The 240-nt window shown below is 36.7% G+C and carries 1 pseudogene; it reads left to right on the top strand.

The window, feature by feature from the left end:
* Positions 1-240, top strand: a pseudogene (locus AACQ14_RS23930) (hypothetical protein); the annotation flags it as partial.

Raw genomic sequence — 240 nt, 5'->3', positions numbered from 1 at the left:
GCTAATGGTTGTAATACAACAACAGCTGCTGCTGGTCAATATAGTGCAGGAGTATGGCCATGGCGTTGTGATGATGCTTTGTTCCAATACAATGAAGTATATGGTACTAAGTACAATGGTGATGGTCAAGCTTTTGATTGTGATTATAGCAATAGAACGTTATACCAGTATAACTATAGTCATGATAATGAAGGTGGATTCATGTTGATGTGTCAAGATGAATCTAATGATTCTGTTGTA

Source organism: Vallitalea maricola, assembly GCF_036985595.1.
Lineage (GTDB): Bacteria > Bacillota > Clostridia > Lachnospirales > Vallitaleaceae > Vallitalea > Vallitalea maricola.
The sequence above is the reverse complement of the archived record's forward strand: the minus strand, read 5'-3'. Positions and strand labels throughout refer to the sequence as shown.